Source organism: Hymenobacter sp., assembly GCF_036388155.1.
Classification (GTDB): domain Bacteria; phylum Bacteroidota; class Bacteroidia; order Cytophagales; family Hymenobacteraceae; genus Hymenobacter.
This window is the reverse complement of the sequence record NZ_DASVSI010000031.1, coordinates 1-15899: the sequence shown is the minus strand read 5'-3', so window position 1 is coordinate 15899 and position 15899 is coordinate 1. Positions and strand designations below refer to the sequence as shown.

Sequence of the window (15899 nt, the reverse complement as noted above, 5' to 3'; positions counted from 1 at the left end):
ACAAGCTGCGCGGAGCAATCTGCTCAGGTAGTTGACATTCGCGTGACGTCCAGTTTACCTCGAAGCCCGTTCTATTGGACGGGCTTTCTTTTTTATCCAGCGACCTTTGCCGCGGGATGCAGTTGCTATTCCGCAACTCCACCACCACACCACCGCACGAATGGGCCAGATTGCACTTGAAGGATTGGAGTTTTTTGCCTTCCACGGATACTACGACGAAGAGCAAAAGATTGGGAATAAGTACGGCGTTGACCTGTACATCACCACCAATCTGCTGGCCGCGGGGGAGTCGGACAAACTGCACCAAACGGTGAACTACGAAATCCTGTACCGGCTGGTGGCGGAGGAAATGCGGGCGCCGGCGCGCCTGCTGGAACACGTGGCCCACCGCGTGCTCGACCGCATCATGGCGGAATTGCCACACGTGCGCAAGGTGAAAATCAGTGTCAGCAAGTTCAACCCGCCGCTGGGCGGCATTTGCCAGCGCGCGCGCGTCACGCTAGCCCGGCGGCGCAAGGAGGCTGATAAACAAGCTTAGCTACCGGTATCGAAGGCCTCAATTTGAGCTCGAAGCATGTCTTGGGCCCGGCGAAAATCATCTGTTCGCCCGTCGGTGCTGATTAATCCAAAAATTTCATCGCTGCGGATGTCAGCCCGGGTGATGATGGTGCCGTTGCCAGCCTTGGGGTCCGGCAATCTGTAGAGCTTGCGAAGGGCGCCCAAGGCGTGATTGCGCACTAAATAGCGGCGGTCGGCCATCAATTCTAGCAACTGCGCCGGTACCCTTGGGCCCAGTTGGCTAGGAGTAAAGTAGGTTCCCAGGCCAATGGCCAAACTATAGAGTTGTTCCTCGGTAAGCTTGCGGTTGGACAAATGGGCCAACACACGGTCGGCATCGAGGGCCGTTGGGTCGATGCTGGCAATGGCACCCAGGGCGTAGATGCCGAAACGCAGCAGGCTATCGTGGAGCACGGGCAAGCCAGCCCGGCTGCGCAGGTGCTCCAGCCCCAGCACCGCCCGCGGGTCGGCACGCTGGGTGCGTAGGGCTTCGCACAGCTCGGCTTCTGCTTCGAGGCGATGCGGACGCGTCAGGCGGTCGAGGACGCCGAAGTCGGCGTCGTAGCCGTCGTGCCAGCCCAGGTAGTGGTCGTAAGGCCCGAAGTACGCTCGGCGAAAGTCGTCGAGTGGGTCACTAAAGCTCGGGGCAGACGCAGGTTCGAGCATATTGAATTATTCAAGCAAAAATAATTCACTGCAAATCAGAATATTAGTGAGATATACGAATTGTTTCGTAGTAAGCGCTTGCAACTACGAAGTGATTCGTAACACCTTTGGGTCGTACTACGAAATAATTCGTAGCTGCTTCGTATCTTTCAACATGAGCAAAGCACCGCCCCCCAAACCTACGGATTCCGAATTGGAAATCCTGCATGTGCTCTGGCAGCACGGGCCCGCCACGGTGCGGGCCATCAACGACCACCTCAGCCAGCGCCGCCAAACGGAAGTTGGCTACACCACCACGCTCAAGATTTTGCAGCTTATGCTGGAGAAAGGCTTGGTGCGGCGCGACGATGCCGACCGCAGCCACGTGTACCGAGCCGCTGTGCGCGAACAGGAGACCCAAGGCCTGCTCCTCGACAAGTTCGTGGACGCCACCTTCGGCGGTTCGGCCATGAAGCTGGTGATGCAGGCCCTGGGTAGCCGCCAAACCTCGGCCGACGAGCTGGCCCAAATCCGCCGCTTGCTCAACGACATTGAAATTCAAAACTCCACCGCTAATCCCGACGACGATGACCGCGCTTGAGAATTTGTTTTCGCCTGCGCTGACGCGGGCTTTGGGTTGGACGCTGCTGCATTCGCTGTGGCAGGGCGCGCTGGTGGCCGCCGTGCTGGCGGGGGCGTTGCTGCTGCTGCGTCGGCAGCGGGCCGAAGTGCGCTATGTGGCCTCGGCGGGTGCGCTGGGCATGGTGGTAGCGCTGGCCGGCATCACCTTCGGCATCTATTTCACCGCCGGCAGGAGAGAGGCCCCCGCTCCGTTGCGTTCGGAAGCCACGAAGTCCGTGCAGACGGCCCCGACTTGGCAGCTTGATAGCACCCCGGCCAGCGAAGCCGAGGGCACGGCCGCCGCGCCAGCAGTGCTAGCCTACGCCAAAACGCCATTGCAAACCGACACGGACGTGGCCAGCAGCCCAAGCGCTGCTACCTTCCAGCCCGCTGCGCCCAACTGGCTGGCCACGAGCCTGCGCTATTTCGACAAGCACTTGCCGCTGCTGGTGGTGGCGTGGCTGCTGGGCCTACTGGCCATGAGCCTGCGGCTGCTGGGCGGCCTGCTGTATGTGCAGCGGCTGCGGCGCTACCGCGTACGGCCATTGGGCGAGGCGTGGCAAGCCCGCTTTGCGGCCCTGGCGGCGCGCAGCGGCGTGCGGCGGCCGGTGGCGCTGCTGGAGTCGGCTCTGGTGCAGGTGCCGCTGGTGGTGGGCCACGTGCGACCGGTGATTCTGCTGCCACTGGGCGCGGTGGCTGGGCTGCCGCCGGCTTACTTGGAGGCCATTTTGGCCCACGAGCTGGCCCACGTGCTGCGCCGCGACTACCTCGTTAATCTGTTGCAGACGGTGGCCGAAGCCCTGTTTTTTTATCATCCCGCCGTGTGGTTTGTGGCCAACTGCGTACGCACCGAGCGCGAAAACTGCTGCGACGACGCCGCCACGGCGTTAGTGGGCGGCGATGCGCTGCGCCTGGCCCGCGCCCTTACGGCCCTGGCCGAATGGAGCCAGAGCGCGGTGGTGTCGGCCGCTCCACGCCTGGCTCTGGCTGCAATTGGTAGCCGCGGGGCGTTGCTGGACCGGGTCCGCCGGTTGGTGCAGCGCCGTCCGGCGGCTCCCACGCTGGCCGAAGGCCTGATGGCTGGGGCGCTGGTACTGGGGGGGCTGGGGCTGTTGGGCGGTAGCGTGTCTTGGGCTGGCCCGCTGGCTCAGCCCAGCACAACCGACAAAACGGCGGCTTTTGCCTGGCAGGGCGAGGGGAGCGCCAGCCAGGAGCTCGCCGTGACCGATACCAGCAAACGGAAGGCCGGCACACCGACGGACGCTGCGGCGCTTGCTGCGGTCCTTGGAGTTGATGCTCAGGCGCCTGTGTTGGCTCCGGAGGCAGTGGCAGCATTGGGGGAGGAGCCGGCTCTTGGAGCACTGGACGCCGCCACTGCGGAAGCCGAAGCCACTGGTGCCGCCGACACCATCATTGTGCGCGGTCGGAAGAATCGGGCCCGCGTGAGCCGGCCGCGGAGCAGCCGCGTTATCATTGACGGCCGCCGGGCCGATGAGTTCCGCGGCAACCCGGGCACTGTGGTCATCACCAAAGACAAAAAAGGTCGCTTGACGGACCTAGTGGTGAATGGCCAGCGCGTGGAAACGGAAGAAGAGAAGCGCAAAATCAAGGACAAGAAGGGCAACGACCAGCAAGTGGAAATCATCCGGGTGCTGCCTCATAACGGGGCCGATGTTCAGGGCTTTGTTTACCGAAGCGACAAGGACAATGCCGTGACGTTCGAGCGGGGTTTTCAACGGTTGACGCCCTACAAATTCGAGTTTCGCAACCATGACTTTGAGCGGCTCAACCGGCAGTTCGGCCAGGGTACTACTAAATTGAACCGATTGACCCCGCTCTACAAATTGAGCCCTGGGACTATCTACCAACGTGCCGACGGGCCCGGCGCAATCTTCCCGGACCCCACCACCTCCGTTCGCTCGCAGCGTGAGGCCCTGCGCACCGCAGAGCGCGCTTTGCGCGAAGCCAGCTCCGTGAAAAACCTGAGCCCCGACCAGCGCAAGCGCCTCAACCAGCGCCTGAAGGAAGTGCAAGCGCAACTCAAGAAGCTGGACAACGCCTCGTCGTCGTCGAGACTGCGCCTGAACGGCGCAGAGCCTAACAGGCTTATTGTCGATGAACTAGACGACCAAGTTGTAGAGGTTAACCGCGAGCGGATAAACGAAGTCCAAGCCCGCCGCGAGGAAATACAGGAGCGCATCCGCGAGTCGCAGCGGGAACTGCGGGAACTGGAGCAAGACCGGACCCAACTGGACCGCGACCGGCGCCAAGTCGGCCTGGACCGCGCCCAACCTGAGCGCGACCGTTCCCAGGTCGAGCGTGACCGGGAGCGGGCTGAGCGTGACCGGGAGCGGGCTGAGCGCGACCGCGAACGCGCCGAGCGGGACCGCAAGCAGACCGAAGCCATCATGAATGAATTGGTGAAAGACGGCCTGTTGAAAGACAGGAGCAACTACCAGATTAAGCTAAGCGCCACCAGCCTGGTGGTAGACGGCAAAACCCAGCCGGCGGCGGTTCATCAGAAGTACCTGAAGCTGTACGAAAGCACCATGGACCGCAAAATGAGCGCCACGGGTTCGTGGACGATAAACCGCAACAGTACCTCCAATTCCAACCTGTATTTCGACGGCAACGAGAGCGACATGCCCCGGCCGCCTAAGCCCCCGCGTGCCCCATCGGCGCCGCCGGCCCCCAGGGGGTTTGACGCTCCCGCGCCGCCCGCACCCCGGAGCTTTGACGCCCCTGCGCCGCCCGCGCCGCCACGTGCCCCCAAGCCCAGCATCGACACGCGGGCCCTGCGCGATGAGCTGCGCAAAGACGGCCTGATGGGTGCCAACGACCGCAACTTTCAAATCCAGCTCAACGACTCGGGCCTGAAGGTGAACGGTAAAGTTCAATCGGATGAGTTGGCGGCCAAGTACCGCAAGCTGATGGGCCACACCACCTCGGGGCAATCCCTGAACATGAACATTTCTCTGGATGACTAACTGCAAAAGAGTACCGGGATGAAGTGAACGGCCGGCTTCCGCGAGGAGGCCGGCCGTTCTTGCTTTTAAACCAGCTGATTTTATCAAGCGCATTTGATTGCCCGACGCAACCGTCGGACCTTTGCGTGCATCTGTTGGCCTGCCCGGCGGAGTCAACAATATCTGGGTGTTATTTATGCGATGTATTCTACTGCTGTGTTGGTTGGTAATAATGGGTGGGGTGGCCCGGGGGCAACAAACGCCCGTGGCAGCGCCCGCCGATGCGGCCAAGCTCGCCCCCAAACGCCAACTGCAAGCAGTGCGCATCAGCACCCCGGTTAAGCTCGACGGGGAACTGGACGAAGCCGTGTGGCAAACGGCACCCCTGGCCTCGCAGTTCTACGAGTACGAGCCCACGCCGGGGCGCCCCGAAAAGCACCCCACCGAAGTGCGCGTGCTCTACGACGACGCGGCCATTTACGTGGGGGCCGTGATGCACGACGTGGCCCCGGACTCCATTCTGCGCGAGCTCAGTGCCCGCGACCACATCGGCAACTCCGACTGGTTTGGGGTGTTTTTTGACACCTACAACGACCACCTGAACGCCTACGAATTCATTGTGACGTCGGGCGGGGTGCAGGTGGACTTGCGCAACTCGCCGGCCACCGGCGAGGACGGCAACTGGAACGCCGTGTGGGACTCGCGCACCGTGCTGCGCGGCACCGACTGGGTGGCCGAAATGCGCATTCCCTATTCCGCCATTCGCTTCAGTAAAGCCGCCAACCAGGTGTGGGGGCTGAACTTTGGCCGCCAACGCCGGGCCACCCGGCAAAAGTTTTTCTGGAACGAGGTGAAGCCGCAGGTGTCGGGCTTTGTGAACCAATGGGGCGAGCTCTCCGGCCTGAAGGACCTCAAGCCGCCGCTGCGCCTCTCGCTCACGCCCTACGTGAGCGCCTACGCCAACCACTTTCCCTATCGGGAGCAGGGCAAACAGAATGCGAGCACCAGCTTCAACGGCGGGGCCGACGTGAAGTGGGGCATCAACGAAAGCTTTACGCTAGACGCGACCCTGGTGCCCGACTTCGGCCAGGTGATAAGCGACAACCAAGTGCTCAACTTGACGCCCTTTGAAGTGCAGTTTGCCGAAAACCGCCAGTTTTTCACCGAGGGCACGGAGCTGTTCAACAAGGGCAACTTGTTCTATTCGCGCCGGGTGGGGGCGCAGCCCATCGGCTTCGGCGCGGTGGGCGGGCAGCTGCGCCGGGGCACGCGCGGCCCCGACGGGCAGCGGCAAAGCGGCGAATTTGTGGTGCAGAACCCCGGCATCACGCGCCTGCTGAACGCCACCAAAGTATCGGGGCGCACGAAAAGCGGCCTGGGCATCGGCGTGTTCAATGCCGTGAGCAACGACGTGTTTGCCACGGTGCAAGACAGCGCCTCCGGGGCCCGGCGCAACGTGCTCACGCAGCCGTTTGCCAACTACAGCATCGTGGTGCTCGACCAGAGCCTGAAAAACAACTCCTACGTCTCGCTCGTCAACACCAACGTGACGCGCGCTGGCACCACTTACGACGCCAACGTGACCGGCGGCCTGTTTCGCTTCGCCAACCAGAAGAACTCTTACGCCCTGAATGGCAGCTTGGTGTACTCCAACCGCCGCGGCACCGCCTTCGGCAACGAGCAGGAAGTTTCGGACCGTGACGGGTACAAGTATTTGCTGAGCTTCAACAAAATCAGCGGCAACTTCACCTGGGGCGCCGACCACGGCATCGAGTCGCACTCCTACAACCCCAACGACCTGGGCCTGCTGTTCAGCAACAACAACGTCTCGCAGTCGCTGCACGCCAACTACAACATTTACAAGCCGTTTTGGAAGGTGAACAACCTGCGCACCCGCGCCAGCGTGAGCTACGTGCTGCTGGAGCAGCCCAGCCGCTTCCAACACGTCACGTTTTACGCCAGCGGCAACACCACGTTCACCAAAAACTTCCTGAGCACGGGCATCAACTTCGACGCCAGCCCGCTCTCCCGCGACTACTTCGACCCGCGCCGCGTCCCGCTGGGCGAGTACTACCTCATCAAGCCCGCCAATTTTGCCCTGAACGGGTTTTTGTCGTCCGACTACCGCAAGAAAGCCGCCTACGACATCAACTACGGCGCCCGCTTCTATGCGCCCGACGGCAACCGCACCGACCGTTACACCGTGGCCCTCACGCTCTCGCCGCGCTACCGGGCCAGCAACCAGCTCAGCTTCGTGTACTCGGTGGGCGGGGAGTGGCGCTACAACCAAATTGGCTACGCGGGCGGCCTCAACGGCCGTATTGCGGAGGATGCCGCGCTGCTGCGCGTCTTCGGCAACGACGTGCTCATGGGGCGCCGCAACGTGACCACCGTCACCAACACCGCCACGACCACCTTCACCTTCACCAACCGCATGTCGCTGGACGTGCGGCTGCGGCACTACGTGAGCAACGTGCACTACCGCGACTTCACGCGCCTGCGCCCCGACGGCGTGGAAACCCCGGAGCCCGGCTACCAGCGCAACCGCGACAACACCTTCAACGCCTTCAACGTGGACGCCGTGTACTCGTGGTGGTTTGCGCCCGGCTCGCAGGTCAGCATCGTCTGGAAAAACGCTAGCTCGACCTTCTTGGAAGCCAATGCCGCCACGCCGCTCTACTTCGATAACTTGAGCAACACGCTCAACACGCCGCACAACAACAACGTGTCGGTGAAGGTGTTGTACTACCTCGACTACCTAGCCCTGCGGCCCCGCCGCGCGTAGGGCAAGCACGGCCGGCGTTGCCCACTGCCTCGGGCTAGTGCAGCACCGTCACCCGCGACTTGTCGTAGAGCGTCAGCCAGTCGCGCCGCAGAATGGCGTACAGCAGCTCGTCTTCGAACTCGCCCTGCTCGTTCACGCCCGACTCGCGCATGATGCCTTCGAACTCAAAGCCCGGCGTCTTGGCGATGGAGCGTTGCGACGCCACGTTGGACACCCGGTGGCCGGTGGCCACGCGGTTCAGGCCCAGCAGCTCGAAGGCCAGGTAAAAAAGGTGTGGCTTGCTGCGCGGCGTGACGCCCCGCCCGCGCATGTGCCGGAAAACGTCGGCCCCGGTGGAGGCCGCGCTTTCCTCCCAACTGTCCACCGTAAGCAGGGTCATGCCGGCCAGCTCGTCGCCCAGGAAGGAGTAAAAGCCGAAATTGGTGCGGCGCCCTTGCTCGTAGCGCGGCAGGTAGCTGCGAAACAGCTCGTCCAGCATCTCTTTCGAGTCGGGGAATCCCTGAAACTGGGCGAATATCTCCGGCAAGTTGTCCTCGTTGATGAGGTGCAGGGTAATGGAATCGGAGTGGAGGGCGGTAAACATGAGGCGAGGCAAAGGCGGAAAAGTGGCTGATTCTTGATGGAATGACGGACGAAGCGGCGGCGCCTTGCAGCCTAAAGGCAAAGATTTTTAAGCTGCGCTTTTCGCGCGGCTAAGGTGCGGGTTTTGCGCAACTACGCCGTGCACAAGGCCTGCTATTTCCGGCTTCTGGCCCGAGCTCGGCCATAACAAGAGCATTTCAATTTGACGTAGTGATAAGGATGAATTATTGAAGCTCAACTGTATGAATGGTTGAGCTTAGGCTTTTTTTCTTAGCTCTACCGAACCGATGGCTTCTTCTTCTGGCAAAGGGCACCCCGTGCGCACGGGCCTGCTGATACTCCTCGCTTTGCTGCTGGTGGGCGGCGGCGTGCTGTATTTTACTACCAACAAAGGCAAGGACCTGCTGCCCACCATGGGCCAGGCTAGCTTGAACATCAGCAACATCACGCGCGAAAAAATTCAGGGCCAGATGGTGGTCCAGATGACCAACAACGCGCCCGTGACCCTGAAGATTGACAGCCTGCGCTACGAAACCTTCGTGGACGGCGCCCGCCTGGCCCAAGGCCGCAAAGACCAGCCCCTGGTGGTGAAAAAAAACGCCAACAACCGCCTTCAACTGCCCCTCACGCTCAACCTGGCCAACCTCAAGCGCAAGGCCAAAACGGCCCAGCAAGACTGCGTGACCGTGAAAATGCGCACCGTGCTCTACGCCGACCTGCCGGCCGTGGGCCCCAAGGAAATACCCGTGGAGGTAAGTAAGCGCGTCTACATCCCGAAGCTGCCCAAAATTGAGGTGGCCGACGTGGACGTAACCAAACTGGGCTTGAAAAAGGGCGAAGCCACGGTGAAGCTGCGCGTCATCAACTACGAGTCCATCCCCTTCACCCTCAAACAGGTGAACTACCGCTTTCAGGTAGAAGACGACCTCGACGTGAAAGGCCAGGAAACCAAGGACGTGACCTTCAAGAAGAAGGGCACTGAAATCATGCCCATCCGCGTGAAATTCGAGCCCAAGGCCATGCCCAAGGTGCTGTTCAAGTCCTTGTTCAAAGCCGAAAAAACCGATTACAAGCTCACCGGCACGGCCACCGTGGCCGCGGGCGGTGCGGATGCTAAAGACGCCACCATGAATTTCAACAGCAGCGGTACGGTGAAGGACCTGAAGGAAGCCGTGAAGGCGGCTAAAAAAGAATAAGCCAAAAGCCCAACGGCTGGGTGCGCGCCCGTTAGCAAACAACAGGCAGACAAGTGCTTATCCGCGAAAAATCGTCCTGCCGTTTTTAAGGTATCAGCCCGCGGCCGGCGGCGAATCGGCTTTGCGCCTGCTCGTATGGGGCATTGCCTGGGCGTGGCGAACAACTCTTTTGGGCAGCAGTAGTATGAGGGAGTTACTTTGTGTTTTGTTTCCCTATTATTGCATGAATCACTTCTTTTATACCAATTCCATAGGTCGCGGCCGTTTTTTGCGGGCCAGTGCCTGTTTGTTGTTTGGCCTGGTGGTGGGCAGCTGCGGAGTAAGCGAGCAAGTGCAGCGCGCACGCCCGCTCCAAGGCTTTGAAATTCGCTTGGCGGCGGTAGACCAGGCTTCCCTGGCCGGCATCGACGTATCCCAGGTGCGCCAGTCTTCTGACCTCACCGCGCCGCAGCAGGCCGTCATCGGCGCCGCCTATGCCACGGGCAAGCTGCCCTTGCTTCTGCGCGTCAAACTGGAGGTGCGCAACCCAAACGACGAGGACGCCACCCTGAACGAGATGGAGTACATCGCCCTGCTCGACGGCAAGCAGATTGCGGCTGGCCGCATCGCCAACCGTTTGGAGGTACGCGCCAACGGCGGCACCTCCGCCATTCCGCTCACCATTGAAACCACGCTCCGCTCCACCGAAGCCGAGCGGTCGGAGGCCGCCATGCTCACCCTGGCCTCCGGCTTGGCCAACCGCGAGCGCATCGCCGTGCGCGTGAAGCCCACGTTTAGTACCAACAGCGGGCGCATTTCTTTGCCCGGCGGTTACGTTTTGGCGGGTCAGGAGTTTCGGGCACGTTAGCGGGAGTGCGCGTTTGGGCTGCCTGCCCTGGCGTCATCGGCAAGCGCAGCCACCATGGCAGCTTGCCGCCCCGGCCCCGACCGGTGGTGCGTATCCCTCGCACCACCGGTCGGGGCCAACTGGCTTTGGACTTTCCGGACCAGGCGCGCAGAGGTGCCTAAATGACACCGCCACCACAACGTTGGTGCAAACGGTCAGAAATGGACACCTGTACGCCAACGGACAATTTTTTAGGAGTCGAAGCATTGGGGTTGTAATTCAACTGATTGATTTGCAGTTAATTAAAAAAATGGCATGGCGTTGGAAACAGTGCTTATACACTTGGTAGTGGTTGATTCAAAACCGGACAATTCAGCCGTTTTCACCATTCACCAGGAAGCATTTTTCATTATCCAACCCCTTTTTTTCTGCAATCATGAAAACCTTGTTCCGTCCCTCCACGCCCCATGCCGAGTCTCAATCAGGTACTGCCAACCGCTTTGCAGCGGCTTTCAAAACCACCGGCCTGGGCCTTGTGGCGCTGGTAGGCACCGCCTTCAGTGCCTCGGCCCAAACGCCGCCAGCTGAACCTGTGCGCGTAACCCAGGCCAACGACCTGAGCCTGCGCATTCGCATCAACAACCCCACTCAGCAAGCGGCTCAACTGCGGGTGGTGCAGCTCAACAACGGCAGCTGGATACTCAACGAAACCCACCGCGAGCCCGCCTATGGCACCCTGATGAAGTTTGACAAGCTGCCCGCCGGCCGTTATGCCGTGGTGCTGCAGGTGGGCCCCGACCGCTACCGCTATACCGTGGACGTGCGGCAGCAAAAGCAGGGCAAGAGCCTTGCCGTGCGCGAGCTCACCACCCGCCACACCGATAACGTGGTGGCCAGTGCGGGCCTCTGACCAAGCCCGCGCCTTTTGGTTTCGTATGCTTATGCAAACAAAAACGCCCGGCCATAGACCGGGCGTTTTTGTTTGTTCCAACTGGTGGTTGGGGCATTACGCCGCTGCCGGGGTGCCGGCCACGGCCACATTGTGGGGCACGCCCTGGCGGCCCCCAAAGGCTGAAATGGCCGCGCCCAAGCCCAGCGCCAGTGCGGCCAGCAGGGCCGTTTTGGAGAGGCCTTCGGCGGCTCGGTCGCCGGCGACGCGGGCTTTGTCAGCGGCCTGGGCTTTGGCGGTGTCGAAGCGGGCGCGGGCTTGCTGGGCCGAGCTAATCCAGTTGTCGACTATCTGCTCCGACTCGGCGCGGCCTTTGCCGGTGCGCTGCATCACCACGTTCACGGCCGCGTCGCGGTCGGCGGCGTTGCCAATGTTTTCGGCGCGGCTGGTGAGGCGGTCAATCACGTCGTCGAAGTTGTCGTCGGCGGCCTGGGGGTTGGCCGCGCTCTGGCCGGCTTCGGCTTTGGCTTCGCGGCCGGCGGAGCGAGCTTCTCGCTCCAGGTTTTCGGGGCTCAGCTCCGGCTTCCCGGTTTGGCGCAGCAGCAGGCGCGCTTGCTGCTTCAGGTCGTTCACGTCCAGGCCGCGCTCCTGCAGTTCGTCCTTGATGGCGTCGCCCGCAGCCGGGGCGGCGGCGGCCACGCCCCGGCCCACGCCCGATAGAGCCCGTCCGGCCACGCCCGTCACCCCGCCAATGATGCGGCCCACGGCGGTGCTCAGCAAGTAAAAAGTAAGCAGCGTCACCACCGCCCAGGTCAGCAGGCCGTGCAGGACGCCGTCGGTGGGGCGGGGGATGCCGGCCAGGCGGCTGGCCACGGAGGCACCCAAATACAGCGAAATCAGCGAACTCACCACCCACCAAATGATGGCGCCAATGCCCACTCCGCTCAACGGGTCCTGTTCTTCCATGGGGTCGATGGTGCCCAGGCCCACGCCCAAACCCAGCAAGCTCAGGGCCAGCTGAATGACCAGCGCCAATAAGGCGCCGGCAAAAATGGCTCCCCACGAAATGCGTTTCACCACGGGCACGCCGCCCGCAGTTTGAGCCGACAGCGAGTAGTTCGCATCGGGCGAGGTAGCCGTTCCAAAAGACGGAGACTGGGTACTGATAATCGTGGCCATAATCGTAAAGAATAAAAAGGTGATAGCCGCAGCCGGAGAAAGGATTTTGCCGCAATAGCACAGCTGCAATTTTTACGATTCAGTAGTTAATATGTTTATTGTTAAGCTTTTATAATTGATACGTAATGCGCGCTACTGTTCCCAACCAGCTGATTATTACCCGGAGCAAAAAACGCGCGTTGGCCCGGCCGCTGCGCCGTAGCCGGGCGGGAAACCTGTACCCGGTTCGAAATTGGGCCGAGTGCGGTGCCGCTACACCGTAGCGGGGCCTAGCGCCGCTCCACCGCCAGGCTTTCCAGCGTGGCCAGCGTTTGCCAGCGGCTGGCCGCAATCAGGTCTTGGCTGGTGAGGGCCGAGCCCGCGGTGCCCAACGAATCGAGGCGATGAAAAGCGGGCTGCAAGTCCGCCACGGGCACTTCGTTGATGCGCCCATACAGGTAATACAGCTGAACGAAGCTTCCCAGAAAAAACACGAGGGCCAGGCCGGCCAGGGTTTTGGTCATCAGCGGCAGCAGCCCCGTCTGCCAAGCATTCACAAAATCGGCCTGGGAGCGGGTTTCGGCCGTGGGAGCGGCCGCTGGTAGCAAAGGCGTCCCCGGCAGATTGGTGGTATCAGAATCGGTCATGTAGTGAATATAGTATAAATCACATGCAATGCCTAAACCCTCAATTTAAATATGACAGTCAATTAGTTGAATAAAATGGCCTGCCACCGGGGCACATAGCCAGCAGCTCGCAGCCGGCATTGCCGGCTGCGAGCGGGCCGCGCCAGCCCACCAGTCAGTGGGCCGCCTAGCGCGGTGCCGCAGCCGTCCCGCCCAGGCTCAGCAGGGACTCTGCCGCCGCAAAAGGCGTGAGCTGGCCTGCCGCCACGGCTGCTTGCACGGCCGGCAATTGCGCCTGCACGTCGGCGTTGGCATAAAACCGGCTTTCCAGCGCCTGCGCGATGCTTTGGTGCAGCCATTGGAGTTGCTGCTCCTGCCGCCGGCGCGGGAAGTAGCCGCTTTGCTGCGTAGCGGCGGCGTAGCGCTCGATGACGTCCCACACTTCCTGCAGCCCCGCGCCACTCACCGCCGAGGTGAGCAGCACCGGCTGCGTTTGGCCAGACGGCGCGGGCGGAAACAGGTGCAAGGCGCTCTGGTAATCGACGCGGGCCCGGCGGGCGGCCTGCTCGTTGCCCTGGTCGGCCTTGGTGATGCACAGGGCGTCGGCCATTTCCATGATGCCGCGTTTCAGGCCCTGCAGCTCGTCGCCGGCGCCGGCCAGCAGCAGCAGCAGGAAAAAGTCGACCATGCCGTGCACGGCGGTTTCGGACTGGCCCACGCCCACGGTTTCCACAAAAATGACGTCGTGGCCAGCCGCTTCGCACAGCAGCAGGGCCTCGCGGGAAGCGCGGGCCACGCCGCCCAGGCTGCCCGCCGAAGGCGAGGGCCGGATGAAGGCCGCCGGGTGCGCCGATAGCCACGGCATGCGGGTTTTGTCGCCCAGAATGCTGCCGCCGCCGCGCTGGCTGCTGGGGTCTACGGCCAGCACGGCCAGCTTCTTGCCCAAGCTTTCAACCAAATACCGCCCCAGGGCTTCAATAAACGTGCTTTTGCCCACGCCGGGCACGCCCGTGATGCCCACCCGCAAGCTGCGCCCGGTGTGGGGCAGCACGGCTTGCAGCACCTGCTGGGCCAGGGCCTGGTCGGCAGGCAGGGTGCTTTCGACCAGCGTGATAGCGCGGCCCAGCACCGTGCGGGAGCCGCCCAGGATGCCGGTGGCGTATTCGGCGACGGAGAGACGTTTGGGAGGCAAAATATTGACTGGCAGGCGTTAGCTTGCGGCTTGATTCAGAACGGTCGTGCAGAGCGCAGCGAAGCATCTCGCGTGCTTCAACTACTTAGCGGTGGCGGGCAAGATGCTTCGCTGCGCTCTGCATGACGGTCAAGAGGCTCAATCCGTCTGCAAGCTAAACCCGCCACCCTTTTTTCTGTAATGAAACCTCTTCTTCGCGCCTTGCCGCTGGCCGCGCTTTTGGCTTTGCCCGCTGCCGTACACGCCCAAAACGATTTGAGCAACTTTTCGGCCACTGGCCGGGGCGGCGTCATCAACACGTTCGCCCAGGGCTACCAGGCCGTGGGCATCAACCCCGCCAACCTGGGGCGGCCGGGCGAGCCCACCGTGTCCTTCACGGTCGGTGAGTTTGGGGCCGGCCTGGCCTCCCAAACGCTGAGCAAGTCCTTGTTTGAGCGCATGTTGAATGATTTCGACGAGCCCCTCAACCAAGCCCAGCGCAGCGAGCTGGTGAGCGCCTTGTCGGGCGACAACGTGCTCAACCTCAACCTTGACGCTACTTCCTTGGGGCTGGCCATTGCCCTGCCCAACGGCCTCGGCGGCCTCGCTTTCAGCAACCGCGTGCGCATGGCTGCCCACGTGGGCCTGAACCCCAACGCCGCCGACATCATTGTGAACGGGCAAAACGCCGCGGTGATGAAGCAGTACTACCCCGCGCCCAACACCTCGGGCCAGCCCACCCCCACCAACCCCAACGCGCCTTTGGTGTCCACGGTGCTCGACGGCACTTCCATTCAGCTGGCGGCCACCAGCGAGTACAATATTTCCTACGGGGTGAATGTGCTGGACAAGCCCGGCGTGAAGGTGTCGGTGGGCGCGGGCTACCGCTACATTCAGGGCCTGGGCATTGCCGACGTGCGGGCCGATGGCGGGAGCCTGTACGCCTTTTCGGCGCTGGCCCCGGTGTTCGACGTGAATTACGGTGCCTTGGCCAACAACCCCAATTTCAACAGCATCAACGACTCGGGGCTGTTCAATTCCGTGGGGCAGGGCCACGGCTTCGACCTGGGCGTGGCGCTCGAAGTGGGCAAACTCGTCCGGCTGGGCGCTTCCGTTACCGACCTCGGCAGCATGAAATGGACGGGCAACGTGGTGACGGCCAACGACCAACGCCTGCAGCAAACGACCTCGCAAGGGGTGGATACGTACAATTTTGTTGACGAAATCGCGAAGCAATTCGACACCAACGGGCAGTCCCTGTTCACCTACGAGGCCGCTCGGGAGCGCAAGGCCGCCCTGCCCGGCAAAGTGCGCCTGGGCGGGGGCGTCCGGGTCAGCAGCCTGTTTGAAGCCGGCCTCGACGTGACGTTGCCGCTGAACAAGGTGGCCGGCAACCTCACGGCCCCGTTTGTGGGCCTGGGAGTCGATTTCAAACCCGTGAACTGGGTGCGCCTCAGCAGCGGCCTGAGCGGCGGCGCCGGCTACGGCACCAACCTGCCCCTGGGCATTACGCTGGTGTCGTCGGTGTGGGAAGCGGGCGTGAGTTCGCGCGATGTGCTGGGGTATTTCAGCGATAAGTCGCCTCATTATTCCATTGCAGCGGGCTTCCTACGGTTCAAGATTGGGGGAGATAAGTGACGCCTGCGGCTTAATGAGGAATGAGGAATGAAGAACGTCATGCTGAGCATTCCGCGCATCAAGCGGCGACGAAGCATCTCGCGTGCTTTAACTAGTTCTTTTCTTACGGTTGAATTACTACCCCACGTGAGTGGGCGTACTACAAGCAGGCGCGGTTTTTTCCCAGCCTTACGATTGGATTACTACCACACGCGAGATGCTTCGTCGCCGCTTGATGCGCGGAATGCTCAGCATGACG

At 62.1% G+C, this 15899-nt stretch carries 13 protein-coding genes; 8 read left to right on the top strand and 5 right to left on the bottom strand.

Going from position 1 to position 15899, the window contains the following annotated elements; genetic code table 11:
- Nucleotides 1-160 precede the first annotated feature (160 nt).
- On the top strand, nt 161-538 hold the full coding sequence (folB, locus tag VF629_RS04625; RefSeq protein WP_331057282.1) for a dihydroneopterin aldolase: 378 nt from the start codon (nt 161-163) through the stop codon (nt 536-538).
- Here folB and VF629_RS04620 read toward each other — a convergent pair.
- Nucleotides 535-1224, bottom strand: coding sequence for a hypothetical protein (locus VF629_RS04620; protein ID WP_331057281.1), 690 nt, complete (start codon nt 1222-1224; stop codon nt 535-537). The two genes, folB and VF629_RS04620, sit on opposite strands and share 4 nt — an antisense overlap.
- Before the next feature lie 154 nt (nt 1225-1378).
- On the opposite strand from VF629_RS04620, the gene VF629_RS04615 reads away from it, so the two are divergent.
- From VF629_RS04615 to VF629_RS04605, 3 genes are all read left to right on the top strand, one after another.
- Nucleotides 1379-1804 (top strand): BlaI/MecI/CopY family transcriptional regulator, encoded by a 426-nt coding sequence (locus tag VF629_RS04615; protein ID WP_331057280.1) that lies wholly within the window; start codon nt 1379-1381, stop codon nt 1802-1804.
- Nucleotides 1791-4811, top strand: coding sequence for a M56 family metallopeptidase (locus tag VF629_RS04610; protein WP_331057279.1), 3021 nt, complete (start codon nt 1791-1793; stop codon nt 4809-4811). The genes VF629_RS04615 and VF629_RS04610 overlap by 14 nt, the downstream gene beginning before the upstream one ends.
- A 175-nt stretch (nt 4812-4986) precedes the next feature.
- The gene (locus VF629_RS04605; RefSeq protein ID WP_331057278.1) at nt 4987-7575 is read left to right on the top strand and encodes a DUF5916 domain-containing protein; all 2589 of its coding nucleotides are present in this window, start codon (nt 4987-4989) and stop codon (nt 7573-7575) included.
- Nucleotides 7576-7609: 34 nt separating this feature from the next.
- Here the strand turns inward: VF629_RS04605 and VF629_RS04600 are convergent, their stop codons facing one another.
- On the bottom strand, nt 7610-8158 hold the full coding sequence (locus VF629_RS04600) for a GNAT family protein (RefSeq protein ID WP_331057277.1): 549 nt from the start codon (nt 8156-8158) through the stop codon (nt 7610-7612).
- 286 nt (nt 8159-8444) lie between these two features.
- Between VF629_RS04600 and VF629_RS04595 the strand changes: the two genes are divergently transcribed.
- From VF629_RS04595 to VF629_RS04585, 3 genes are all read left to right on the top strand, one after another.
- A complete protein-coding gene (locus tag VF629_RS04595; protein WP_331057276.1) occupies nt 8445-9353 on the top strand; it encodes an LEA type 2 family protein in 909 nt (302 codons plus the stop codon).
- A gap of 223 nt (nt 9354-9576) precedes the next feature.
- The gene (locus VF629_RS04590) at nt 9577-10200 is read left to right on the top strand and encodes an LEA type 2 family protein (RefSeq protein WP_331057275.1); all 624 of its coding nucleotides are present in this window, start codon (nt 9577-9579) and stop codon (nt 10198-10200) included.
- 415 nt (nt 10201-10615) lie between these two features.
- Nucleotides 10616-11089, top strand: coding sequence for a hypothetical protein (locus tag VF629_RS04585; protein ID WP_331057274.1), 474 nt, complete (start codon nt 10616-10618; stop codon nt 11087-11089).
- A 96-nt stretch (nt 11090-11185) separates the two neighbouring features.
- On the opposite strand, the gene VF629_RS04580 is transcribed toward VF629_RS04585, so the two are convergent.
- From VF629_RS04580 to meaB, 3 genes are all read right to left on the bottom strand, one after another.
- Nucleotides 11186-12247, bottom strand: a complete 1062-nt coding sequence (locus tag VF629_RS04580) for a hypothetical protein (RefSeq protein ID WP_331057273.1) — start codon at nt 12245-12247, stop codon at nt 11186-11188.
- 269 nt (nt 12248-12516) lie between these two features.
- Nucleotides 12517-12873, bottom strand: coding sequence for a hypothetical protein (locus tag VF629_RS04575; RefSeq protein ID WP_331057272.1), 357 nt, complete (start codon nt 12871-12873; stop codon nt 12517-12519).
- Nucleotides 12874-13039: 166 nt separating this feature from the next.
- Complete coding sequence (meaB, locus tag VF629_RS04570) at nt 13040-14044, bottom strand: methylmalonyl Co-A mutase-associated GTPase MeaB (RefSeq protein WP_331057271.1); 1005 nt, start codon at nt 14042-14044, stop codon at nt 13040-13042.
- Between the two features lie 180 nt (nt 14045-14224).
- On the opposite strand from meaB, the gene VF629_RS04565 reads away from it, so the two are divergent.
- Nucleotides 14225-15661 carry a DUF5723 family protein gene (locus VF629_RS04565; protein ID WP_331057270.1) on the top strand — a complete coding sequence of 479 codons (1437 nt, stop codon included), beginning with the start codon at nt 14225-14227 and terminating at the stop codon, nt 15659-15661.
- Nucleotides 15662-15899: the final 238 nt, after the last annotated feature.